The 23,702-nt window shown below is 69.8% G+C and carries 19 protein-coding genes and 1 pseudogene; 6 read left to right on the top strand and 14 right to left on the bottom strand.

The window, feature by feature from the left end; all coding sequences use genetic code 11:
• Nucleotides 1-399 precede the first annotated feature (399 nt).
• The 3 genes from AKJ08_RS01385 to AKJ08_RS01375 all read left to right on the top strand — a co-directional run bounded on the left by AKJ08_RS01385 (nt 400) and on the right by AKJ08_RS01375 (nt 2,944).
• Nucleotides 400-606, top strand: coding sequence for a YHS domain-containing protein (locus AKJ08_RS01385; protein ID WP_050727392.1), 207 nt, complete (start codon nt 400-402; stop codon nt 604-606).
• A gap of 148 nt (nt 607-754) precedes the next feature.
• A complete protein-coding gene (locus AKJ08_RS01380; RefSeq protein WP_082342539.1) occupies nt 755-1,681 on the top strand; it encodes a DODA-type extradiol aromatic ring-opening family dioxygenase in 927 nt (308 codons plus the stop codon).
• A 72-nt stretch (nt 1,682-1,753) separates the two neighbouring features.
• Entirely contained in the window at nt 1,754-2,944 is a 1,191-nt protein-coding gene (locus tag AKJ08_RS01375; protein ID WP_050724416.1) for a DNA glycosylase AlkZ-like family protein, read from the top strand.
• A gap of 55 nt (nt 2,945-2,999) precedes the next feature.
• On the opposite strand, the gene AKJ08_RS01370 is transcribed toward AKJ08_RS01375, so the two are convergent.
• From AKJ08_RS01370 to AKJ08_RS19635, 5 genes are all read right to left on the bottom strand, one after another.
• On the bottom strand, nt 3,000-4,256 hold the full coding sequence (locus tag AKJ08_RS01370) for an RNA polymerase sigma factor (protein WP_050724415.1): 1,257 nt from the start codon (nt 4,254-4,256) through the stop codon (nt 3,000-3,002).
• Nucleotides 4,257-4,259: 3 nt separating this feature from the next.
• Nucleotides 4,260-4,661, bottom strand: coding sequence for a YciI family protein (locus AKJ08_RS01365; protein ID WP_050724414.1), 402 nt, complete (start codon nt 4,659-4,661; stop codon nt 4,260-4,262).
• Between the two features lie 137 nt (nt 4,662-4,798).
• Nucleotides 4,799-5,227, bottom strand: a complete 429-nt coding sequence (locus AKJ08_RS01360; RefSeq protein ID WP_050724413.1) for a YciI family protein — start codon at nt 5,225-5,227, stop codon at nt 4,799-4,801.
• Between the two features lie 189 nt (nt 5,228-5,416).
• The gene (gene recJ / locus AKJ08_RS01355) at nt 5,417-7,147 is read right to left on the bottom strand and encodes a single-stranded-DNA-specific exonuclease RecJ (protein ID WP_240475410.1); all 1,731 of its coding nucleotides are present in this window, start codon (nt 7,145-7,147) and stop codon (nt 5,417-5,419) included.
• Nucleotides 7,148-7,208: 61 nt separating this feature from the next.
• Nucleotides 7,209-7,772: a helix-turn-helix domain-containing protein gene (locus AKJ08_RS19635; protein ID WP_169788728.1), complete on the bottom strand. Its 564-nt coding sequence runs from the start codon at nt 7,770-7,772 to the stop codon at nt 7,209-7,211.
• Nucleotides 7,773-7,895: 123 nt separating this feature from the next.
• On the opposite strand from AKJ08_RS19635, the gene AKJ08_RS19630 reads away from it, so the two are divergent.
• Nucleotides 7,896-8,084, top strand: a complete 189-nt coding sequence (locus AKJ08_RS19630; protein WP_169788727.1) for a hypothetical protein — start codon at nt 7,896-7,898, stop codon at nt 8,082-8,084.
• A 114-nt stretch (nt 8,085-8,198) separates the two neighbouring features.
• On the opposite strand, the gene AKJ08_RS01340 is transcribed toward AKJ08_RS19630, so the two are convergent.
• On the bottom strand, nt 8,199-8,651 hold the full coding sequence (locus AKJ08_RS01340) for a DoxX family protein (protein WP_050724410.1): 453 nt from the start codon (nt 8,649-8,651) through the stop codon (nt 8,199-8,201).
• Between the two features lie 311 nt (nt 8,652-8,962).
• Between AKJ08_RS01340 and AKJ08_RS01335 the strand changes: the two genes are divergently transcribed.
• Complete coding sequence (locus AKJ08_RS01335; protein WP_050724409.1) at nt 8,963-9,700, top strand: Bax inhibitor-1/YccA family protein; 738 nt, start codon at nt 8,963-8,965, stop codon at nt 9,698-9,700.
• 1 nt (nt 9,701) lies between these two features.
• Here AKJ08_RS01335 and AKJ08_RS01330 read toward each other — a convergent pair whose 3' ends face one another.
• Entirely contained in the window at nt 9,702-12,014 is a 2,313-nt protein-coding gene (locus AKJ08_RS01330; protein ID WP_157370393.1) for a hypothetical protein, read from the bottom strand.
• A gap of 222 nt (nt 12,015-12,236) precedes the next feature.
• Here AKJ08_RS01330 and AKJ08_RS01325 point away from each other — a divergent pair, with 222 nt between their 5' ends.
• Complete coding sequence (locus AKJ08_RS01325) at nt 12,237-13,115, top strand: hypothetical protein (protein ID WP_050724407.1); 879 nt, start codon at nt 12,237-12,239, stop codon at nt 13,113-13,115.
• Between the two features lie 102 nt (nt 13,116-13,217).
• On the opposite strand, the gene secF is transcribed toward AKJ08_RS01325, so the two are convergent.
• The 7 genes and pseudogenes from secF to AKJ08_RS01290 all read right to left on the bottom strand — a co-directional run bounded on the left by secF (nt 13,218) and on the right by AKJ08_RS01290 (nt 23,691).
• Entirely contained in the window at nt 13,218-14,423 is a 1,206-nt protein-coding gene (gene secF / locus AKJ08_RS01320; protein ID WP_050724406.1) for a protein translocase subunit SecF, read from the bottom strand.
• A gap of 58 nt (nt 14,424-14,481) precedes the next feature.
• Nucleotides 14,482-16,242: a protein translocase subunit SecD gene (secD, locus tag AKJ08_RS01315; RefSeq protein WP_050724405.1), complete on the bottom strand. Its 1,761-nt coding sequence runs from the start codon at nt 16,240-16,242 to the stop codon at nt 14,482-14,484.
• Nucleotides 16,243-16,321: 79 nt separating this feature from the next.
• Nucleotides 16,322-16,678, bottom strand: coding sequence for a preprotein translocase subunit YajC (gene yajC, locus AKJ08_RS01310; RefSeq protein ID WP_240475409.1), 357 nt, complete (start codon nt 16,676-16,678; stop codon nt 16,322-16,324).
• A gap of 273 nt (nt 16,679-16,951) precedes the next feature.
• Nucleotides 16,952-18,247, bottom strand: a complete 1,296-nt coding sequence (locus AKJ08_RS01305; protein ID WP_050724404.1) for an adenylosuccinate synthase — start codon at nt 18,245-18,247, stop codon at nt 16,952-16,954.
• Nucleotides 18,248-18,461: 214 nt separating this feature from the next.
• Nucleotides 18,462-19,534: pseudogene (serC, locus tag AKJ08_RS01300) on the bottom strand (3-phosphoserine/phosphohydroxythreonine transaminase).
• Nucleotides 19,535-19,552: 18 nt separating this feature from the next.
• On the bottom strand, nt 19,553-21,139 hold the full coding sequence (serA, locus tag AKJ08_RS01295) for a phosphoglycerate dehydrogenase (RefSeq protein ID WP_050727388.1): 1,587 nt from the start codon (nt 21,137-21,139) through the stop codon (nt 19,553-19,555).
• 119 nt (nt 21,140-21,258) lie between these two features.
• Nucleotides 21,259-23,691 (bottom strand): LPS-assembly protein LptD, encoded by a 2,433-nt coding sequence (locus AKJ08_RS01290; protein ID WP_050724403.1) that lies wholly within the window; start codon nt 23,689-23,691, stop codon nt 21,259-21,261.
• Nucleotides 23,692-23,702: the final 11 nt, after the last annotated feature.

The following is a 23,702-nucleotide window of genomic DNA, read 5'->3' as shown; positions in this document are numbered from 1 at the left end:
GTAGACGAAAAAAAGAGCGTTTCCGCGCACGCGAAGCCGAAGGCGGAGCAACGGAAGAGCGCGTTCGCCCGACGCTGAAGAGAACGGGCCCGCTTCTGCGGGACCGTTTTCTTCATACGGTTGTAGAACCGACCGCCCGCGAAATGTCCGATCGGTAAAGCCGAAAGGAGACCGCCTCTCCTTCGGCGCCGGAAGTCGCCCAGGGACGCCCGCCGCGGTTGGCTTCGAGGTTGCACGAAATCCACTCGCGACAGGGAGGCGGCGGCGACGGAGGACCGCGATCGGAAGCGATCGCGGAGGGGACCGGGCCCCGGAGCAGGAATGCAGACGGTGGGGGTCGGCGAGGGCCGGCTCCGGGGCACGGGACACGCGCGACGGGCGCAAAGGGGGCGGGCGGCGATGCTCTACGATCCAATCTGCGGAAGGAAGGTGAGCGCCGGCAGCTCCGGCGTCATCTGCGTCGAGTACAAGAAGCGCAAGTACTACTTCTGCTCGGAGGGCTGCCGCGCGTCCTTCCAGCGCGAGGCGGAGCGGATCCGCCTTCACGAGCTCGCCCGGGTGGGCGCGCTGCTCTCCAGCGGAAAGGTCCGCTGGGGCATGGCGTGAGAGCGGTTTGAATGCGCGGGCGCGGCGCACGTTCGAGCGTGCGCCGCCGTTGCGCCCCCCGGAACGATGATGTGCACACGTCGGGGTGGCGCCTCGGACGCTTCTGGATCACGATCCCGGTTCACTGAAACGAGCCGGGAGCCGGTCCATGTCCGACGAGCACGACGAAGGGATCACGCGGAGAAAATTGCTGGCCACCGGCCTGGCCGCAGGCGCTGCAGGCCTTGCCGGCCTCTCGCTCGCCACCCCGGGCAAGGGTGAAAAGAGCGCCGCGCGCCCCGAGCGGATGCCGGTAGTCTTCCTTCCCCACGGCGGCGGACCCTGGCCCTTCGTGGACATCGGTTTCGGCACGCCCGCCGAGCTCGACGAGCTGGCCGCCTACCTCCGCTCCGTGAGCGAGGTGCCGAAGACGAAGCCCACCGCGCTCCTCGTGATCTCCGCCCACTGGGAGGAGCGCGTGCCCACGGTGTCGACCGCCGAGAGGCCGCCGATGCTCTACGACTACTACGGCTTCCCGCCGGAGTCGTACGAGCTCCAGTGGCCGGCCCCCGGGAGCCCGGCGCTGGCGGCGCGAGTACGGGAGCTCCTCGGCGGCGCCGGCTTCGAGACCGCCGCGAACCCCACGCGCGGCTACGACCACGGCACCTTCGTGCCGCTCAAGCTCGCCTATCCGAACGCCGACGTCCCCACGGTCCAGCTCTCCCTGCGGCGCGACCTCGATCCCGAGGTGCACCTGGCGATGGGCCGGGCGCTGGCGCCGCTGCGGGACGAGGGCGTCTTCATCGTCGGCAGCGGCATGACCTTCCACGACCTGCGCAGCTTCGGACCCCGAGGCGGCCCCGCGTCGGAGACCTTCGACGCCTGGCTTCGGGAGGCGACCACCAGGAGCCGGCCAGAGCGCGACCGCCTCCTGGCGGATTGGACCAGCGCCCCGATGGCGCGGCGCGCGCACCCGCGAGAGGAGCACCTCCTTCCGCTGATGGTGGTCGCCGGAGCGGCGGGCGACGACCAGGGCGTGGTCGCCTACAACGGCAGCTTCGCGAGCGCGCGTCTCTCCGCCTATCACTTCGGGTGATAAAGGCCCTTCCTGGACCGCCGCGGATCCGCGGTGATATTCCATGATCCTCTTTGGAACCAGGGAGCAATCATGGATGCGAGCGTGCTTCGTGCGTGGTGGTCCGCCCGGCAGGGCCTCGACGGCTCCCTGGACGGGGCCAGCCCGGCCCAGGTGCTGGAGCGCTCCGGCTGGGCGCGCTCCGTCGCCGGCGTCGGGCCGTACCTCACCCTCTTCTCCCGCGCGGGCACGAGCCGCGAGGAGGCCGACGCCGCGGTCCAGCGCCTCGAGATCCACGAGCTGCCGTCGGCGCGGGGCTGCACCTACGTCGTCCCCTCTCGCGACTTCGCGATCGCGCTCAAGGCCAGCCAGGCCTTCGCCGACGCGCCCATGCGTCCGGCGCGCAAGCTGGGCGTCACCGACCGCGAGATCGACGCGCTCTGCGACGGCGTCATCGAAGCGCTCGCCAAAGGTCCCCTCGATCCCGACGAGCTTCGGGAGGCCACGGGCGGCCTCTCCCGCAGCCTGGGCGAAGAGGGCAAGAAGAAGGGCATCGGGACCACCCTCCCCCTCGCGCTGGGCAAGCTCCAGTCCCTCGGCGAGATCCGGAGGCTCCCGGTGAACGGGCGCCTCGACCAGCAGCGCTACCGGTACGCAAAGTGGGATCGGAATCCACTGAAGGCGTACCGCGGCTCCGTCGACGACGCGCAGCTCGAGGTGGCGAGCCGGTTCTTCCGCTGGGTTGGCCCGGCGACCGTCGGCGAGCTCCAGTGGTTCCTCTCACTCGGTGTGAAGGCGAGCAAGGAGCTCGTCGCCCGCCTCGAGCTGGTGCCGATGGAGCCGGGCAGCGAGCGCCTCCTCTTCCCGGACGACGCCGACGCCCTGCGCGCGTTCGTCCCGCCGAAGAAGGCGCAGCCCGTGCTGGTGAGCAGCCTCGACGCGATCTCCGCCACGCGCCGCGACGTGCGGACCCTCCTCGACGACGCCGATCTCGAGCGGACGGTGGCCCTCGATCGGGCGGTCGGGACCCTCGGCGGACTCTCGGATCTGCCCAGCCACGCAATCCTCGATCGGGGCCGGCTCGTGGGCCTCTGGGAGTACGACGTCGAGTCGGAGTCGATCGTCTGGGCCTCGTTCGTGGGCAAGAGCCGCGCCCTCGAGGAAGCGGTGGCGAAGACCGAGAGCTACGTGCGCGAGCAGCTCGGCGACGCGCGCTCCTTCAGCCTCGACAGCCCGAAGAGCCGGGCACCCAGGATCGAAGCGCTGCGGAAGATGCGGGCGTAGCGGCGCTTCGTTCGGGTCACCGACGAAGTCGGGCGCCAGCGTCGCCCGTCCTTGTTCACGGCCCACGGCACGCCTTCGCCCGCGCGAGGAGCAGCGCCCGTTCCTTCGCGTTCGACGCGAGGAAGGCGGCCCTCTCGAGCTCGGCGCGGGCCTCCTCGAAGCGCCCGAGCTTCATGAGGAGATCGCCCCGCACGCTCGGCAGCAGGTGGTAGCGCTGCATCGAAGGCTCCGAGGCCAGCGGCTCCAGGAGCTCCAGGCCCGCGGCAGGGCCGAAGGCCATCGATACCGCCACGGCCCGGTTCAGCTCCACCACCGGCGATCCCGTGAGCTCGACGAGCCCGTCGTAGAGAGCGACGATGCGGGCCCAGTCGGTCTGATCCGCCGATCTCGCCCGGGCGTGGCACGCGCCGATGGCAGCCTGCAGCGCATAGGGCCCCAGCGATCCGCCGAGGGCCTCGGCGCGGTCCAGGGCGGCGAGCCCGCGACGGATGAGCAGATGATCCCATCGCGATCGATCCTGATCGAGGAGGAGGATGGGCTCTCCCCTCGGACCGACTCGGGCCCTCGCCCTCGACGCGTGAAGCTCCATCAGCGCGACGAGGCCGAGCACTTCTGGATCGTCCGGCACGAGCGCGGCGAGGATTCGGCCCAGGCGAAGGGCGTCGCCACAGAGCTCGGGGCGCATCCAGTCGTCGCCTTCGGTCGCCGTATAACCCTCGTTGAAGACGAGGTAGATCACCTCGAGGACCGACGCGAGGCGCTCGGCGCGATCGGGGCCGGTGGGGACCTCGAAGGGCACCCGCGCCTCGGCGAGCGTCCGCTTCGCGCGCACGATCCGCTGGGCGATCGTGGGCTCCGGGGCGAGGAAGGCTCTCGCGATCTCCGCGGTGCTCAGGCCGCCCACCAGCCGCAGCGTGAGCGCGACCCGGGCGTCCTTCGACAAGACCGGATGGCAGGCGACGAAGATCAGCCGGAGCCGATCGTCGCCTACGTCCTCGTCGATCCGCGAGGCGAGATCCTCTTCGAAGACGGCGGGCTCGGCGTCGGCCATCGCGCCTTGCTTGCGCTCCCGAAGGCCTCGGCGGCGCAGCTCGTCGATCGCCCGATTCCGCGCAGTCGCCAGGAGCCATGCCCCCGGGTTGTCCGGGATCCCGGCCTCCGGCCACCGCTCCATCGCCGTCACGAGCGCCTCTTGCGCCATATCCTCGGCGGCGCCGACGTCCCGCACCATCCGGACGAGGGCGCCCACGATCCGGGCGGACTCGATCCGCCAGATCGCCTCGATCGCCTTGCGAACGCCGTCGGAGCCCATCGCCTACTTCTTGCCGAGGTCGGCCGAGATCTCCTTCTGCACGTCCTCGGGGAAGTCGGCGAACTCCTGCACCTGGCGGACCTCGATCATCTCGTTGTCGCCACCGGGGCAGCGGCGGGCCCACTCGATGGCCTCCTCCTTCGACTTGACGTCGATCATCCAGTAGCCGCCGATGACCTCCTTGGCCTCCGGGAACGGACCGTCGATGACCTTGGGCTTGCCGCCGGAGAACGTCACCCGTGCGCCCATCGAGGGCGGATGCAGCCCGTCCAGCGCCAGGAGCACGCCTGCCTTCTGGAGGGACTCGTTGTACTTCATCATCGCGGCCACGGCCTCGGGGCTCGGCATGACGCCCGGCTTCGCCGTCTCGTAGCCCTTCGGGATCATCAGCATCATGAATCGCATCGGGTCCTTCTCCTGTCGTGGATGCCTGGATTTGCGGCGGCCTCATTCCTAGGACGATCGACCTGGATCGACACGTCCTGAGAATTCGTCCGATCCCCGGATCTTCCCGGCGGCAGCCGTACGGGTACTCCCGCGCGCTACGCCCTCTGCCGCTCGACCTCTTCGCGCAGGCGGGCCTCCTGATCGTGCAGCTCGGGCGTGAACGCCTCGCCGAAGTCCTCGGCGTCGAAGACCTGCCGGAGCTCGACCTCCGTCTCCTGGCCTTCGATGGCGGGGATGCGCTTCGCCCACTCCACCGCCTCGTCGAGAGACTTCACGCGCCAGAGCCAGAAGCCGGCGATCAGCTCCTTCGTCTCGGCGAACGGACCGTCGAGCACGGTCGTCCGACCACCGGCGAAGCGCACGCGTTTTCCCCGGACACTCGGGTGGAGACCTTCGCCGTCGAGCATGACGCCCGCCTTCACCAGCTCTTCGTTGAAGGCGCCCATCTCGGCGAGCTCCTTCGTGCTGGGCATCTGTCCCGACTCGGACTGCTGATTGGCCTTTAGGATCACCATCACTCGCATCTGAAGCTCCTTGGATGTTGGAGGCTCTTCGCGGGCCTCACCCAGACGACGAACGACGATGGCCTGGATCGACACGCGACGCAAAAATCGTCGACCGCCGGGTCGTTTCCCTCGAAACAAACGTGATTTCGGGCACCTACACAGATCCCCTCGGAAATCCGTGGGGCAGGCAGGGAGGCGCTACCCGCTCTACGATCGGGTCGGGCGCAGGTCGCGCAGGCCGAGCTGGACGCGGCGCTCGCCCCGGAACTCGTTGAAACCCAGGGTAAACGCGAGATCAACCGGGCCCGAGAGCTCGCCGAGCCGGTCGCCCATGCCGAAGCCGATGGCGTCGGCGGTGGGGGCGGCGTCGAGGGTGAGCTTGAGGTGGCCGGGGCCCCGATCGGTGCCGCCGACGATGCGGCCCCGCGCCCGCACGCCCATGAGGGCGAGGACGGGCTCCGGGTTGCCTGCGCCGAAGGGAGCGAGCGCTTCCAGCGCCTCGCAGAGGGTCTCGTTCACATCGGACGGCCGGAGGGTCCCGTCGACGCGGCAGACGGGGGTGAGGTCGTGGCCGGCGAGCTGCGCCTCGGCCTCACGCTCGAAGGCGCGCCGGAAGTCCTCCAGGGACTCGCGGGCGACGGTGACGCCGGCGGCGTGCTTGTGCCCGCCGTAGCGCTCGAGGTGCTCGCTGCAGCGCGAGAGCGCGCCGTAGAGATCGAAGGCGGAAATGGAACGGCCGCTCCCCTTCCCCACTCCGGTCTCGGGATCGATCCCGATGACCACCGCAGGCCGATGGAGCTTGCTGACGACGCGCGACGCGACGATGCCCACGACGCCCGGATGCCAGCCGTCGCCGGCAAGGACCAGCCCACAGGCGCCCGGCTGGCTCTCCGCCAAAACGAGGGCTTCGTCGACGAGACCTCGCTCGATGGCCTGGCGCTCCGCGTTGGCGGCGTCCAGCTCCCGGGCGAGGCGCTCCGCCCGCGCCGGATCGTCGCAGAGCAGGAGCTCCACGGCCTTGCCCGCGTCGTCGAGGCGGCCGGCGGCGTTGATCCGCGGGCCGAGGCGGAAGCCCACCTGGCCTGCCGTCACCGCTCCGTCGGGCTCCACCCCCGCAACGCGCTTCAGGGCCTGCAGGCCGGGGCGCTTCGTCCGCGCGAGGACCTCGAGGCCCTCGCGCACGAGGAGGCGGTTCGCCTCGGTGAGCGGCACCACGTCGGCGATGGTGCCGAGCGCCACCAGGTCGAGGTAGCTCTTGAGGTTCGGCTCGGGCCTCTGGGCGAATCGGCCCCGCGCCCGCAAGCTTCGCCGGAGGGCGGCGCAGAGGAGGAAGGTCACGCCCACCGCGCAGAGGTGCCGCGTGGGATAGGTGCAGCCGGGCTGCCAGGGGTTGAGGATCGCCGCGGCGCGGGGGAGCTCGGCGGGGGTGGTGTGGTGATCGACCACGACCACTTCGAGGCCCAGGCGGATCGCCTCGTCCACCTCGGCCACGGCGGTCACGCCGCAGTCCAGCGTGACCAGGAGGCGGGTGCCCCGCTCCGCGAGGTGCGCAACGGCCTCGAGGTTCAGGCCGTAGCCCTCCTCCAGGCGGTGGGGCACGTAGAAGTCCACGTCGGCGCCGCACGCCCGCAGGAACGAGACGAGCAGCGTCGTGGACGTGACGCCGTCGACGTCGTAGTCGCCGTAGGCCGTGATACGCTCGCCGGCGTCGATGGCCCGCACGATCCGCGCCACCGCGGGCTCGATGCCGGCCAGGAGCGAAGGATCCGGCAGATCGGCGAGGCGCGGCCGGAGGAAGCGCTCCGCCTCCTCGGCGCTCCGCACGCCCCTCCGGTAGAGGATGCCGGCGACGAGCGGATGGCAGCCCAGATCTCCGGCGAGGCCATCGGCTGCGTTCTCTTCTGGCAGGAGCTCCCAGCGCACGGGCGCATGGTACACGAGCCGCACGGAGGCGACCCCGCGTTCGATCCAGGATTCCGCGGCGACGCCGGCGGGATCGCTACCGGCCGCCCACGAGGTCCCAGAAATCCAGCCCGATCGCTGCGGCGATGCGGCCGAGGGCCCTCACCGTGACGTCCGCGACGCCGCTCTCGATCGCGCGGAGCTGCGGCGGGTCCAGGCCCGCGCGAGCGGCGACGGCATCTTCGCTCAGCTCGGCCCGGAGCCGGGCGTCACGGATCCGCCCCCCAAGCTCTCGCGCCACCCCTTCGAGGTTCGGCTCGGCCACCGTGAGGCCGAGCGCTCGTTCCTCCATTCGGGAGCCGTCACCATAGGGAGCGGACGCACCGCTCGCGCGCTCGCGATCGATCCGTCGTTGCCGCTCGTCCTCGTCCGGGAAGGTCACCAGGTCGAGGAGGGCGACCCCTAGGCGATCGGCCAGAACCTTCAGGGTCGAGACGGTCGGGCGGGTGAGCCCGCGCTCGAGGTCGGAGAGGTGCCCCTTCGAGCCCAGCTCGCTCTCGTAGGCCAACTTCTCGAGGGACAGGCCCGCGTCTTCTCGAAGCTGCCGGATTCTCAGGCCGATTTTCAGGGCGAGGGGGTCTGGTGTCGACCTGCGTGGCATCGCGCTTGACGGTACGGGCACCACCCAACAGAATGGTTCGTCCAGACGAACCACACAGACGATGGCCCCGCCCCCTTGGGAAACGAATCCCTCACCCGGGGCGGTTCCCCGACGGAGAACGAAATGAGAGACACCGTGACCCTCTCCCGTTCGGAGCTCGAGCGGCTTCGAGGCATCGCGGACATCGCGAGGCGTCTTCGCTCGGCGCAGCATCGCGTCCTGCAGAGCGCCAACACCGACGAGATGCTGGAGGCCGTGCGAGAGGAGGCGAGGTCGCTCCGCGCCCTCGACGCCGCGCTGGCAGAGGCATGAACCGTTGGTCGTCCGCCGGCTTCTCCGTCGCGGCCACCTCGATCGCCTCGTCGGTTTCATGGGCTCGATGAACGCGGCGTTCGGTCGGAAGCGACCCGCTCGCGTGTGACGCCCTCAGGGCCGCGAGGCGACCGGGCGGTTCGCTTTTTTCTCGCGCTTGCGGCGGGCCAGGAGACCGTCGAGGCTGAAGGGCCCTCCTCCCCATGCAGAGATGGCGAGGAAGGAGAAGCAGAGCAGCACCGCGGGCTCGCCACCGGTGTTGATGGGCCAGAAGCCCTTCGGCGCATGGGCCATGAAGTAGCCGACCGCCATCTCCCCCGAGAGGATGAAGGCCGCCGGACATGTGAACAACCCGAGCACGACAAGTGCAGCCACGAAGAACTCGAGGATTCCCGCGAAGCCCATCAACGAAGCGAGCGGCACGGTCCCGCCGGAGCCGTCGAGGCCACCGAAAGCGCCAAAGAGCTTCTGGGCGCCGTGCTGCATGAGGATCACCGCCGGGACGATCCGCAGGAGGGTCCACGAGACCGTTCGAAACCGATCGAGGAGAAGCTCTTTGGAGGCCATGGTGAGGAGCTTGCGCCCGCCCGGATCCCGGGATCAACTCGCCGCCCGCGCCCTGTTTGGGGCCCCCTACCGCGGCAACCAGAGCGCCTGCAGCTCGAGCTCGAGCTCGGCGAAGGGCTCGACGCGAGGCCGCTCGTCCTCCGCCCAGGCGCCCAGCCGAAGCCATCGTCAGTCGAATGCCTGCCCGACCCCCTCGTCCAAGGTCGGACGAACATCGCATTGGAGTCCGACGTCGCCTGGTGGCGGGCTCGTCTGCTAGCGTGGACCGTCCGTGTCTCGACTCGACACGCGTCTTTGGAAAGGAATCGCCTTTGCGCTCCAGCAATCCGCTGCTCAAGGAAGGAACCTTCGCCCGCCCGGCCGGCGCCCTCGGCGAGGCCATGACGGTGCACGGCACGGTGAACCGTACCCTCATCCTCCTGCTCCTCGTGGTTGCGGGCGCGGCGACCATCTGGGGCCGTGCGATCGCCGATCCCACGAGCGGGGCGGTGGGCGGCGGGATGGTGATCGGCGGCCTCGGCGGCTTCGTGATCGCGATCGTCACGATCTACAAGCGGAGCTGGGCGCCGTTCACCGCGCCGATCTATGCGCTGCTGGAGGGCGTCTTCCTCGGTGCCCTCTCCGCGGTGGCCGAGGCCGCGTATCCCGGAATCGCGATTCAGGCGGTGGCGCTCACCTTCGCCGTCTGCCTCGCGATCCTGGGGCTCTACCGCGCCGGCGTCCTTCGAGCGACGCCGGTCTTCCAGCGAGTGGTGATCGGTGCAACGGGGGCCATCGCCCTCTTCTACGTCGTCAGCTTCTTGATTGGACTGTTCGGCGTGCGGATGCCCCTTCTCCACAGCTCCGGGCCCGTGGGCATCATCTTCAGCCTGGTCATCGTCTGCGTGGCCGCGCTCAACCTCGTGATCGACTTCGACCTCATCGAGAACGGCGCGCGAGAAGGCGCTCCCAAGCACATGGAGTGGTATTGCGCCTTCTCGCTGATCGTCACCCTCGTCTGGCTCTACCTCGAGATGCTGCGCCTGCTCAGCAAGCTCCAGCGCCGGTAGATCACCACTCGAAGCGGGCGACGCCGACGGAGGGGTGGTGCCCGTCGGCGTCGACGACCTCGGCGATGGAGCCGCCCAGCCAGAGTCCATCGGGCGTGAGGCCAATGGCGACCACCGAGATGGCGGGCACGCCGCGTGCGACGGGCGAGAACTTCTCGCCGTCGTACACGAAGGCGTTCCGAGCGCCGTCCTCGGGCCAGACGTAGCCCGTCGCGATCAGGGTGCCGTCGCGCTCGAGGAGGCGCATGAAGGTGTGGACCGTCCCCTCCATAGGGGCCGGGAGGCCGCGCGCCGGCGTGCCGAGCTCCGTCCAGGTCTTTCCATCCCAGGCTGCGAGGACGAAGCGCTCCCCGGTCCATTCCTCCTGCGTGCTCGCGTAGATCACGCCGTCCTTGCCAAGGGCCAACCCTTCCACGAACGCGGGAGCGCCCTCGCCCAGCGGCGTCCACGCGGCGCCGTCCCAGTGCGCGATGCGCCGGGCGGGCTGCGAGCCCACGGCCTCGAACACGCCGGCCACGACCATCGGGAAATCGGAGACCCCCTTGGCGCGGGTACGGCCGAAGGCCAGGCGGTAGACCATCCCGTCGAAGCCGTCCTCCACCACCGTGAAGTGGTCGTCGTCGAGGCGTGCCACCCAGCCCTTCTCGGTGCCGCCGACGATCCAGAGCCTGCCGGCGGGATCCAGGGCCATGTCATGGAGCATGACGAGCTCGTGGGGCTCGCCCACCGGCTCCCAGGCGGCGCCGCTCCAGCGCAGCACCCGCGCCAGGGGCTCGCCCTCGCCGTCGATGGAGCAGCCGACGAAGACCCTCTCCTCCTTGTCGACCGCGACCCGCACGCAGTTGAAGAGCCCGTCGGGGAGCGCCGTGCCCACGGCCTTCCAGCCGCCGTCGAAGCGCGCCACGCCGGACGGCACGCGGCTCCCGCCGGCGTGGGTCAAGCCTCCCAGCGCGTAGGGCGTGCAAGCGGCGCCGCCCACGCTCAGGTCGCCCACCTCGCCTGAGACGCCGGCTCCGGCCGAGGTCGCCGGAAGCCAACGCTCTCCGTCGAATGCGATCACACTCTGGGAAGCGACGCCCGCCACGCCCGGGAACGCGCCGCCTGCGTGGACCTTGCCGTCGTGGACGAAGAGGCGCTGGTACTCCGAATCCCAGATCGCGAAGGGGCCCTCGTCGCCGCACACGCTCGGCGTGAACCAGACCGTGCCGACTCCTCCCTCCGAGCCGTCGTCGAGGGGCTCCCACTCGGTGCCGCTCCAACGCGCGAAGGCGCGGGACGGAATGGCGTCGGGATCGAGCGCGCCGCCGCCGAGGAAGGAGAAGCAGCCCGTGGCGTAGAGGTAGCCGCCGTGCACGAGCAGGTCGCTGACCATGCCGTAGTTGTAGCCGGCGGCCACGCCGCCTCCCACGAGCTCCCAGCCCGCGTCGTTGCGACGGAGGATGCCGCCGACCGAGTGGCCCATCTCGCCCTCCTCGACGTAGAGTCCACCGCCCAGGTAGAGCTCGTCGCCGTCCCGCGCGATCGCGTAGACGACGGCGCGAGGCAGGTCGACGTCGTGGGCGATCCAGGTCTCGCCATCCCACTCGGCGAGGCCGTGCGACTCGATCCCCCCGATTGCGTCGAAGGCACCGCCGGCCCAGACGTGGCCGTCCTCGACCATCAGGGCGAAGACGGATCCGTCCGCGGGACCGCCGGGCGCCGGCGACCAGGCGTTTCCATCCCAAACCGCCAGACCCAAGGCGCCGTCGACGCCGTCGAGCTCGAAGGAGCCCGCCACCCAGAGCCGGTCTCCCACCCACTCCATCCGACGAACGGCGCCGGAGAAGGTGGCGATGGGCTCGCCGTCCAGCCAGATCTCGCCCCCGCGCGGCGCGAGGGTGCGGTGGGTGGCGAGGGCGAGCTTGCCGTCCGGCGCCGAGGCCACGGCGGAGAAGCCGCCGGGGGGAGGCTCGCGAGTCCAGGTCGACTGCGCCGGCTTCCACGTCCCGGCCTCGAGGCGGGCCAGAGGGCCAACCACGTCGCTTCCGTTCCAATGGAAGCGCCCGGCGGCGAGGAGGCGCCCTTCGGGATCCACTGCGAAGTCGTAGACCGTCGGCGCCTGGCCGTCGTGGCCCGTGAGCCCGGCCACCGTGAAGCGAGGATCCCACGAGCCGCCGGCGAGGGAGCCCGACAGATCGGCGGGCGCACAGCGATCCGCGACCGTCTCGCCCGAATCCTCCGGAGGATCGATGTTTGACTTCGGCTCGGCTTTTCCGCCGCAGGCAGCGCATGCGAAAGAGAGCGCCAACGCCAGGCGAATGTTCCAGTTCGTCATCTCGTCGTCCTCCACGGTCTCGAAAGCAGGGTCTCGAAAGCGCTCCGCTTTCCTGCCGAAGCAACTTTTGAAACGACCACGAAGGGGGGCCTCGATCCATTGTCATTTTGTAAACCGACTCCGGTGATACGCTGATGTGAGGCGCCGCCGTGCCAGAGCGGTGCCGTCTCGCGTGGCGGGGGGCGGCCCTGCGAGGCGCCCGCGGCGCCCGTGGAGGTTCGAGTGCTCGTGTCGGTTCGCCAGGTCGAAGTGCCGGAGCTCGGAGTCCGGTTCGCCGATCACGCGATCCTGCACACGCGGTTTCGGATCTTCGTACAAAGCCGCCTGGGATTCGTCGACGACGAGGCGCTGCTCGTCGGGCACTTCGGACGACGGCTCGACCCCGCCCGCTCCAACGTGCTCGTCTCGCTCGAAGGTGAGACTCGGGTCCGCCGCCCGGGCGGCGACGTGGTCCTCGCCCCGGGCGAGTGGCTCTCCGAGCGGCGCGGCAGCGGCTGGCACCTCCGCCGGGAGGCGAGCGCGACCACCCTGATCGTCGAGTGGGAGCCTACGCTCCTCGGCACCCGGCTGGTGGAGCCGGGCGGGACCGGCAAGCTCTCCGCGAAGACGCTGCAGGCCCTCCTCCACGCGACGGCCTCGATGGAGGTCCGAGCCGAAGCGGCGACCGAGACGATCGTCGCCGTCCTCCGCGCCGAAGGCGTGCCTCTCGACCCGATCGATCCTGGAGCGCTCGTCGAGGAGGTGCCGGCCCCTCTGCGCCAGCTCGTGGCCATCGTGGATCCGGCCCTGGCCACGCTGGCGCGGCGGCCCATGCTGGTGGACGTCCAGGACGCCCTCGGGCGCTCCCGCCCGCCGATCCTCCGCTACCTGCAGGCCTACCACGACCGCTACGCGTACAACGCGTCCGGCGGCTGGCGCGAGCTCCTGCAGCGGTGGCGCACCACGATGGGCGTCTGCTTCATGAGCGCGCCCGGCGCCACCACCGAGGGCGTGTCGCAGATGCTCGGCTACGCCTCGCCTTCTGCGTTCTGCCACGCGCTCGCGAACCTCGGCCTGCCCTCGCCCGGCGCCATCCCTGCGCGCTTGCGCGAGCTCGCCTGACGGGCCCACCCCGCCACTTCGACCTGGCCGCAACAAACGCGAAAGGCCGGAGGGAGCTCTCGCTCTCCCCGGCCTCTCGTCCGAGCAACTTCTGACTCGACGTCAGTCGGCGTGGGCCGGGGCGCGCTTGGTGGCGCCTCGGGTCGTGCCGGCCAGGGCGGCCTTCTGCGCGTCGCGCTTCTGCATCCAGTGGTCGATCCACACGGCCACGGGGCCGGAGATGAACACCGACGAGTAGGTGCCGGCGATGATGCCGACGAGCATCGCCGCGGCGAAGTCGAAGAGCGAGCCCGAGGTGAAGATCAGCAGGCCGACCAGCGAGAGCGCGGTGACGCCCGAGGTGATCACGGTGCGGCCGAGAGCCTCGTTGGTGGCGATGTTGATGTTTTCCAGCAGCGACTTGCCGTTGTTGCGCGCCAGCACCTCGCGGACCCGGTCGAAGACCACGATGGTGTCGTTCACCGAGTATCCGACCACCGTGAGGATCACGGCGATGGAGGTGAGGTTGAACTCCCGTCCGGTCACCACCCAGTAGCCGAGCACCACGGCGACGTCGTGGAAGAGGCCGACGACGGCGCCAGGGGCGAAGCGGAGGTCGAAGCGGAAGGCGATGTAGAGGAGGATCGCCACCATCGACAGGAGCACCGCCATGATGCCGCGGTTGCGGAGCTGCTGACCGACCTGGGGACCGACGTACTCGACGCGCCGAACGTCGACCGTGTCCTCGCCGAAGGACGCCCGGAGCGCCTCCGAGACCTTGTCCGACAGGCCCTGGGTGAGGACCTGGTACGCAGGCTGGCCGGCGCGGGTGAGGTCGCGGATCGGCTCGCTGGTCTGCGAGAGGTGGACGCCCGTCCCGGTGGCCGCCCCGCGGAGCGCCTCGAGCGGAACCGGCCTCTCGGTGCGGATGTCGACCCGGTCGCCGACGTGCTCGTCGAAGTCGACGGACTCGACCCCGTAGGCGGCGAGCTCCTTCTCCAGGTTCTGGCGGAGCGCCTCGGCCTGCTCGTGGCTGAGGATGGACACGCGCTGCACCCGGACGAGGAAGGAGTTCTCCTCGGCGGTGCCGAACTGCTGCACGCTCGCGTCGTGGAAGCCCGCCTCTTCGATCTTGAGGCGCACGTCCTTTGCCGACACGGGCTGGTTGAACTTGACCTCGATCTCCGTGCCGCCGGCGAAGTCCACGCCGAAGTTGATGCGGAAGGGGAGGAGCACGAGGACCCCGGCGATCAACGCCAGGGAGATCGTGATCAGGAGCCGCCGCTTCCCCAGGAAGTCGAAGTTCGTACCCGGCTTGATGAGTTCCATGAGATTTCTCCACCGCCGGCGGGGCCGACGAGCGGCCCCCCCGTGCGGACCTCGGCCGTCAGACCGAGATGACCTCTCCCGGACGGCCCTGATAGAGGCGATCCTTCACGAGGCGGGTGACGACGATCGAGGTGAACAGCGACGCGACGAGACCGATGATCAGGGTGACCGCGAAGCCGCGAATCGGACCGGTTCCGTACTGGAGGAGCACGAAGGCCGCGACGAGGGTGGTGACGTGGCCGTCGAAGATCGTGGCGAACGCCCGGCCGTAGCCCTCCTTGATGGCGACCTTGGAGTTCTTCCCGTGCCGCAGCTCCTCGCGGATGCGCTCGTTAATGAGCACGTTCGCGTCCACCGCCATCCCCAGCGTGAGGATGAAGCCGGCGATGCCGGGCAACGTGAGCGTGGCGCCCACCATGCCGAGGGCCGCGAGGATGAGCAGGCCGTTCAGCACCAGGGCGACGTCGGCGATCACGCCGGTGAGCTTGTAGTAGACCGCCATGAAGAGCAGCACCAGCAGGAGGCCGACCACCGAGGCGGTGGCGCCGCTGCGGATGAGCTCGGGCCCGAGGGACGCGCCCACGGTCCGCTCCTCGAAGATCGACACCGGAGCGGGGAGCGCGCCGGAGCGGAGCACGAGGGAGAGCTCGTTGGCCTCCTCGATGAGCTGGTTGTAGTTGCGGTTGCCACCCAGGGTGATCTGGGCGCTTCCGCCGGCGATCTTCGACTGGACCACAGGAGCCGAGTCCACGTTGCCGTCGAGGACGATCGCGAGGCGCTTGCCGATGTTCGCGCCGGTGAGCTGCTCGAAGGCCCGCGCGCCCTCCGGATCGAAGGAGAGCGAGACGTAGGGCTTGCCGCCGCCGAGACCAGACTGATCGACCGCCACGCGGGCGTCGGTGAGCTTGTCGCCGGTGATCTCGGTCTTGGAGCGGAGCACGTAGGTCCGGTAGCTGACCGCGCCCGCGAGGCCCGCGGCGTCACGCGCCTCGACCTTGCTGGTGGCGATGGCCAGGCCCTCCGGCGCCTTGCCGTCGACGAAGTGCTCGAGGGCCTGGCGATCGGTGGACTGGAGATAGGCCTGGTAGCCGTCGGAGCCCTTGGTGATCCCGTCGGGGAGCGCGCCGAGGTTGTCGACGAGGCTCGAAGCCTCGGAGTCGGCCACGATGCGGAACTCGAGCTGGGCCGTCCGGCCGAGGAGCTCCTTGGCCTTCTCGGGATCCTTGAAGCCCGGGAGCTGGACGAGGATGCCGTCGCTGCCGCGCTTGGCGATGGTGGGCTCGGAGACGCCCCACTTGTCGATGCGGTTGCGGATGGTGCGCAGCGCCTGATCGAGCGCGCCTTCCTTGAACCGCTTCAGATACTCGGCGTCGAAGGCGTAGCGGCTGGCGGTTCCGCCTCCGGACCGGTGCATGTCGCCGAAGAACTCCTGGGCCGCGGTGCGGAAGGCATCCGCATCGGCATCGGAGGCGAAGGAGACGAGGATCTCCTCCTTGGCGCGGTTGGCCTGAATCGACTGGACCGAGAGCTTCTTCTCGGTCGCGAAGGTCCGCATCTCGTCGGCGCGGCGGACCACCTTGTCCTTCACGGCCTTGTCGAGATCGACGCCGAGGACGAGGTGCACGCCGCCCTGGAGGTCGAGCCCCAGGTTGATGCGCTTCTTGGGCGCCCAGCCGGGCAAGGCGGCCTCGAAGGCATCCTTGTCGTTCCGGACTTCGGCGGGGAGGGTGAAGTAGACGAAGGTCGGGATGAGCAGGTAGGTGGCGCTGAGCACCACCGCGAGCACGATCCAGAGCCGCACGTACCAGCTACGTTCCATGCGTAACCTCACGCCGTCCCCGCCCGCCGCCCCCCACTCCCAAGGCAGGAGTCGGAGCCGAAGGCAGGAACGGGCGGCGTTAATCCTTGCGAGCCGGCGCGGGCGCGCCGGGAGCGACGTCGGCAGCACCGGGCTGGGCGCCGGCGATCTGCGACTTGAGCACCCGAATCTTGATGTCCCGGGCGATCTCGAGGCGAACCACGGTGTCTTCGATGGCCTCGATCTTCCCGAAGATCCCGGAGTTGGTAACAACTTCGTCGCCCTTCTTGAGGCCAGCGACGTAATCCCGGTGCTTCTTCGCCTGCTTCTGCTGCGGCCGGATCATCAGGAAGTAGATGACCACGAACATCAGCAGGATGGGCGCCATGCCGAGGATGCCGCCGGCGCCGCTAGGAGCCTCGGCCTGGGCGATGAGCGCAGGAATGATATCGAGCAACGTCTTCTCCCTACGGGGTGAGACAATCCCCCAAAAAAGAGCACGGCGTTATACGCCGGAAGGCGTCCCCGCAGCAAGGATGGAACGTCCATCCGGCAACGTGCCTTCAGCGGTCGAACCGCCGTGCGTCGCGGACCATGCCCGATCTCGCGAATGCGTGTACCGGAATTCGACCTGCCCGGTGCGCCCCTCGCAAGGGAGCGTACTCGGGAGGGATTTCACGGCGCTCCGCCAGAGGTCGGCCGCTCGGCTTCCACCGGCGGCCGATCGCTCCTACGGGGAGACGAAGGGGTTTCGACGCAGGATGGTCTCGGCCCGATCCGGGCCGACGCTGACCGCCATCACCGGCACGCGGCCGAGCTCTTCGATCCGCTCGATGTAGCGACGGGCGTTCTCCGGAAGCTCCTCGTACCGCTTGCAGGCGGAGAGGTCCTCGGTCCAGCCCGGCATCTCCTCATAGATCGGCTTCGCCCGAGCGAGGGACTCGCCGTCGGTGGGGAGCTCGTCGACCCGCTCGCCGTCGAGCTCGTACGCCACCGCGATCTTCAGCGTGGGCATCCCGGTGAGGACGTCCATCTTCGTGAACGCCAGGCCAGCCAGGCCGTTCACCCGGGCGGCGAAGCGGATCACCACCGCGTCGAGCCAGCCACAGCGCCGGGGCCTGCCGGTGGTGGCGCCGTACTCGCCGCCCTTGTCACGGAGGTCCTGCCCCACCTGGCCCAGGAGCTCCGTGGGGAACGGACCCGAGCCGACGCGGGTGGTGTAGGCCTTGGTGATCCCGATCACCTCGCCGATGCAGCTGGGCCCCACCCCGCTGCCCACCGCGGCGTTGCCCGCCACGGTGTTGCTGCTGGTGACGTAGGGATAGGTGCCGTGGTCCACGTCGAGGAGGGTGCCCTGCGCGCCCTCGAAGAGGACGTTGTCCCCGGCCTGGATCCGCTGGTAGACGAAGAGCGAGGCGTCCTTCACGTAGCGCACGAGGCGCTCCGCCGGCTTCGCGTAGGCCGCCATCACCTGCTCGGCCTCGAACGGCTCGCCGCCCAGGCGGACGATCTCCTCGTTCGCCGCGGGCAGCGCGCGCTCCACCGCCGCGCGGAAGCGATCGGGACGCACGAGATCGAAGACGCGCACGCCGCGGCGGGCGACCTTGTCCTCGTAGGTCGGGCCGATGCCCCGGCCGGTGGTGCCGATCTTCGCGTCGCCCATGGCGCCTTCGCGCAGCACGTCGATGCGCTTGTGCCAGGGCATGATCACGTGGGCGCCGTCCGAGAGGACGAGCTGGCGGTCGTCGGACAGGAGGCCCTTCGACTGGAGCTGATCGATCTCCCTGCAGAGGACCTCGGGGTCGACGACGACGCCGTTGCCGATCACGCAGATCTTGCCGGAGTGGAGGATGCCGCTCGGGATCAGGTGGAGGACGGTCTTCTCACCGCCCACGACCAGGGTGTGCCCGGCGTTGTTGCCGCCCTGGAAGCGGACCACCACCGAGACGTGCTCGGTGAAGAGGTCGACGATCTTTCCCTTGCCTTCGTCGCCCCACTGGACGCCGATCACCGCGACATTGGACATGAACTGCTCCGACTCCCCCGAAAGGCCGCGCACTCTACTATCTCGCCAGCCGTTCGCAAGCCACCAGAGCGTATGAAGGAATCGGCCCTGCTGAAGCAGGTCCGATCCCGTCAGCCGCGCTACGCGCGATCGCGCCTTTCCGTGGCTCCGCCTACGGCTTCGCGTGCGCGGATACGCTCTTCTTTTCGTTTGCTCCGCCTCCGGCTCCGCCGCGTCAGGGCTTGAAGCTCTCCATCAAGGACGCGAGGACCTCGACGGACTCCATCGGGAGCGCGTTGTAGATGGAGGCGCGGATCCCTCCGACGCTGCGGTGGCCGGCGAGCCCCAGGCAGCCTGCCGCCTTGGCCTCGGCGAGGAAGCGCTTCTCCTCCTCCGGCCCGTTCAGCGTGAAAGTCACGTTCATCAGCGAGCGCGAGCCCTTCTCCGCGTGGCCGTGGAAGACGTCGCTGCGGCGATCGATCACGTCGTAGATGCGCGCGGCCTTGGCCTGGGCGCGACGGGCCATCTCCTCCAGCCCCCCTGAGCGCGGATCCAGTCGAAGACCAGCGAGCAGAGGTAGATGCCGAAGGTCGGAGGCGTGTTGTAGAGCGAGTCCGCCTTGGCGTGGGTCTCGTAGCGGAGGATCGTGGGGACCCACTTCGGTCCGGCGAACGACTCCAGGATGGACTTGCGGCCCACCACGATGGTCACGCCGGAGGGCCCGGCGTTCTTCTGGGCGCCGGCGTAGATCAGGCCGAAGGGCCGGACGTCGATGGGCCGGGAGAGGAAGTCGCTCGACATGTCCGCGACGAGCGGCACCGAGGCCTTCGGCACGTAGTGGAACTGGGTGCCGAAGATCGTGTTGTTGGTCGTGTAGTGCAGGAAGGGGGCGCCCGCCGGGACGGCCAGCGCCTCGCTCTCGGCGGGGACCTTGCGGAAGTTGTCGGCCTTGTCGGTCCAGATCTCCACCGGCTCGCCGACGACCTTCGCCTCCGCCAGCGCCTTCTGGGACCAGGCGCCGGTGGTCACGTACGCGCCCCCGCTGCCCAGGTTCATCGGCACCATGGCGAACTGCTGGGACGCGCCGCCCTGGAGGAAGAGCACGTCGTAGTCGGCGGGGAGCGAGAGGAGGCCCGCGAGGGTCTCCTTCGCGTGGGCGAGGATCGCCTCGAAGTCCTTGGACCGGTGGCTCATCTCGAGGACCGAGAGGCCGAGGCCCTCGTGATCGACGAGGTTCGCGGCCGCCTTCTCGAGCGCCGCGAGAGGCAGGGTCGACGGACCGGCGTTGAAGTTGTGCTTGCGGCTCATTGCTTCCTCGTTTCGAAATCAGAGCTGGATCGGCGTGACGCTGATCACGTGCGGGACGGCGCGGAGCTCGGCGAGCACCGCAGCCGACGCCGGCGAGTCGATGTTGATCATGGAGAACGCCTGGCCGCTCCGCGCCGAGCGCGAGAGGTGGATCCGGCCGATGTTCACCCCGGCGTCACCGAGGATGCTGCCGACCTTGCCGACGATCTTCGGGACGTCCTCGTTGCGGAGCACGAGGATGTAGCCGTCGGGCACCGCGTCGATCTCGAAGCGGTCGATCCGCGTGATGCGCAGGTCGTGCTTGCCCAGCACCGAGCCAACGACCTCGATGGAGCCCGAGGCGCCCTCGAGCTTGATGCCGATCGTGGAGGCGTAGTCGGGGCTCTCGGCCTTCTTCACCTCGGTGATCGCGAGGCCGCGCTCCTTGGCGAGGGCCGGCGCGTTCACCACGTTCACCGGATCCTGGGTGAAGAACGGGAGGAGCCCGCGGAGGATCTCGTTGGTGAGCGGCTTGGTGCCGTGCTCCGTGACCTCGCCCGTGAGCTCGATGGTCACCTTGGAGGCGTTCTCCGGCGCGAGCTGCCCGGCCACCGCGCCGACGCGGCCCGCGAGGTCGAGCCAGGGCCCGAGGTGCTCGAGAAGCTCCTTCGAGACCGCGGGGACGTTCACGGCGTTCTTGATGGAGCCGTCCTGGAAGAAGGCCACCATCTGCTCGGCGAGCTGCACCGCGACGATCTCCTGGGCCTCCTGGGTGGACGCGCCGAGGTGCGGCGCGCACACGAAGTTGTCGAGGGCGAAGAGCGGATGATCGGCGGCGGGCGGCTCCTTCTCGAAGACGTCGAGGGCGGCGCCGGCGAGGTGGCCGCTCTTGAGCGCGTCGGCGAGGGCGACCTCGTCGACCACGCCTCCCCGTGCCGCGTTCACCAGGTACGAGCCCGGCTTCATCTTCGCGAGGGTCTGCGCGTTCACGATGTGGCGCGTCTGCTCGGTGAGGGGCACGTGGAGGGAGATCACGTCGGAGCTCGACCAGATCTCCTCGAGGGGAACGAGGGTGGCGCCGAGCTTCGCGGCGGCCTCGGGGGAGATGAAGGGGTCATGGGCGATCACCTTCATCCCGAAGGCCCGGGCCCGCTCCACCACGATCGCGCCGATGTTGCCGATGCCGATCACGCCGAGGGTCTTGCCGGCCGCCTCGCGCCCCTGGAACTTCTTCTTCTCCCACTTCCCCTGCTTCACGCTCGCGGTCGCCGCGGGGACGTGGCGGAACATCGAGAGCATCATGGCGAAGGTCTGCTCCGCCACCGTCACGGACGATCCACCCGGCGTGTTCATCACGATCACACCGCGCTTGGTCGCCGCAGGCAGGTCGACGTTGTCGACGCCCACGCCGGCGCGGCCGACGACCTTCAGCTTCCCCGCCGCGGCGAGGAGGTCGGCCGTCACCTTGGTCGCCGACCTCACGGCCAGGCCATCGTACTCGCCGATGATCGCGCGGAGCTCCTCGGGCTTGAGGCCCACCTTGACGTCGACGGAGAGGCCGCCGCGCTCGAGGATTTCGATGCCCTCTCGGGACAGATCGTCGCTGACCAAAACCTTTGCTGCCATCTTCAAAAACTCCTGGGTTTGACGCGCCGCGCAACCTACGGCCGAGACTTCCGGCCCGTCAAGGATGGTCAGCGGACTTTCGAACGGCAGGCCGTACGAGGCGTTGCCGCGACCGTTTCCTAAATTCGACCCAGGTTGAAGGACACCCAGAAGTCGAGGCCCTCGTCCCGCCGCTTGCCGAAGTGGAAGGCGCCGGCCCAGCAATCGCACGCCGATCGCAGGCCTACCGAAGCCCGCTGCTGGAGCAGCTTGGCCGAGGGGAGATCGGGCAGGAACAGCAGGTCGTAGCTCAGAGTCAGCCACGGGAACGGGACGACGGTCGCGCCGGCACCGATCTGCTCCAGCTCCTGGAGCACGGGCGGGCGAAAGGTCTCCGTGAAGTAGAGGTCGGAGAAGAGCTCGTCCGGGCCGGCGAGGAGCCTCGACGACGCGCCGACCGCGAGCCTCCGGTAGTTGCCGCGGAGCTGGTCGCCGCGTCGATCGCTGATCGACGCCTCGGCGACCGCCTCGGTGATCTGGCCCCGGTGGGGATCCCACTGCGCGAGCCCCGCGAGCTGGACCGGCCAGAGCCTCGCGGTCGCCGTCGCGAAGCCCTCTGCGATGTAGGGCGAAGGCGCGAGGATGAAGTTCTGCCCCGCCTCGGCCTCGATGGCGATCAGCCCCCCACCCGGCCCCGGGACCTCGAGCTGGCTCGCGAGGCTGAGGCGAGACTGGGTCGTGGCCCGCAGGGGGAGGATGTCGAGCTCGTCGTAGATCTGCGAGGGGAGCTGCAAGGGCGCGTTCCGGACGTGGCCCGGCCAGAGGCGGCGGAGCTCGGCCTTCGGGATCCAGGCGTGCCGGACGCCGTTGGAGAAGGTGCGCGCCAGCTCCGTATGGGCCGCTGCGCCGAAGAGCCCCCATCCGGCGACTCCCGTGTCGGCGCCGGTGGGGCCGTACTGGTAGAGCTGCTCGCGCCAGCCCGCGTAGGGCGTGAGGGAGAGGTATCGGCCTGCCAGGAGCGGCCACGAGGCCGTCGGGCGGATGCTGAGCCTGGTGGCCCGGGGGATCTCGCCCGGGATGGAACCGTCTTTGCCGCCCCGCTCGAAGATGTGATCGCCTTCGCCCGTATCGGGGCCCGGGTAGCCGAAGTCGCCGGGCCCCAGGCCGTCGAGGCCCACGTCGCCGAAGGCGGCGGAGGTCCAGGGGGCGAAGCGGGCGGCGCCCAGGTGCAGCGAGAGCCCCGAGCCCAGCGGCCCCTCGATGCGGGCGACGTCCATCGCCACGGCGGGCACGCGCTGGAAGGTGTTCCGGGCGCCAGCGCCGAAGAGGCGCAAGGTCTCCTGGAAGCCCTCCGGCGGGGCCGTCACCTCCGGGCCGAAGGCCGGACGGAGATCCTGCAGGAACGAGCCCTCCGCCACGCCGAGGACCGCGCCCTTCCGGTAGCCCACCCACGCCGTGCTCCGCAGGGTCTGCTCGCCCCGGAGCACGATGTCGTCGACGAAGTCCCGGATGTAGTCGCGGTCGGAGACGAGGTTCAGCGCCAGTCGATCGGAGAAGTGCCCTCCCCAATCGTCGATGTGGTCGGCCTGGATCGCGTAGCGGCTCGGGGCCGCTCCCGGCACCTGGTTGTCGGTCTTGGAGAGGTCGTAGCCGTAGGCGACGAAGGCGCGGCCGGCGGTCCCCACCCGCGGCGTGTAGCGGAACTCGAGGGATCCGCGAGGGCCCTGGAAGACGTCGGCCTTCTCGCTCCTGCCACGGTCGGAGAGGGAGATCTGATGCCCGGTGTAGTAGCCGGCGCTCACCGTCATGTCGTAGGAGTGGCCTAGGACGATGTAGACGGGCTGTTCGTACGAGGCGCCGCGACGGCCCGTGATGTGGGGGACCGCGAAGAGGAGGCCCGACCTGCGCTCGTCCGTCACCGGGATCGAGAGATAGGGGGCCGCGAAGATCGGCACGCCCCGGGCGTAGAGCACGGGCCAGCTGAGGCTGAGGCGGTCCTTGGTGGAGAGCCGCGCCTCGGACGCGCCGATCCGCCAGTCGGGCGGGTGGTCGCCGCAATCGCAGGTGGTGACCGACGGCTGGCTCGCAGCGTAGCTCCCGTCCGCGAGCCGGGCCACCCTCTCGGCGTGGATCTCGAGCTCGTTGTGTCCGGCTCGCCGGACGTCTTCGACGTCCCGTGCCGCCAGGATCGCGTCTGGATCGACGGGATCCCGCTTCTGGAACAGGGCGGCGTGCTCGAAGACGCCCGTCCGCTCCGCCAGGTCGATCCGGGCGGTCGCGGCCCGCGCCACGTATTCACCGTCGACGAGGGTGACGGAACCGGAGAGCTCGGCAGACTGCGCCTCGGGATCGTAGCGGACCCGATCGGCGCCGAGGTGGAGGGTGCCCGCCATGAGGCGGACGTTCCCTTCCGCCTCCACGACGCCGGACTCGTCGCGGACCAGGCGATCCGCGGACAGGTGGACGGGCGTCTCCGGCTCGACGCCGGAAGGCAGCGGGCCCTGGGCCCGGGCAACGGCAGCGCCGGCGAGGAGGATCACGAAGAGGAAGGCGCGGAGGCCGGCGAGACGCACCGGCGCAGAAA

This window comes from Vulgatibacter incomptus (genome assembly GCF_001263175.1).
Taxonomy (GTDB): Bacteria; Myxococcota; Myxococcia; order Myxococcales; family Vulgatibacteraceae; genus Vulgatibacter; species Vulgatibacter incomptus.
Note: the sequence above shows the minus strand (reverse complement) of the source record. Positions and strands in the feature narration are given on the sequence as shown.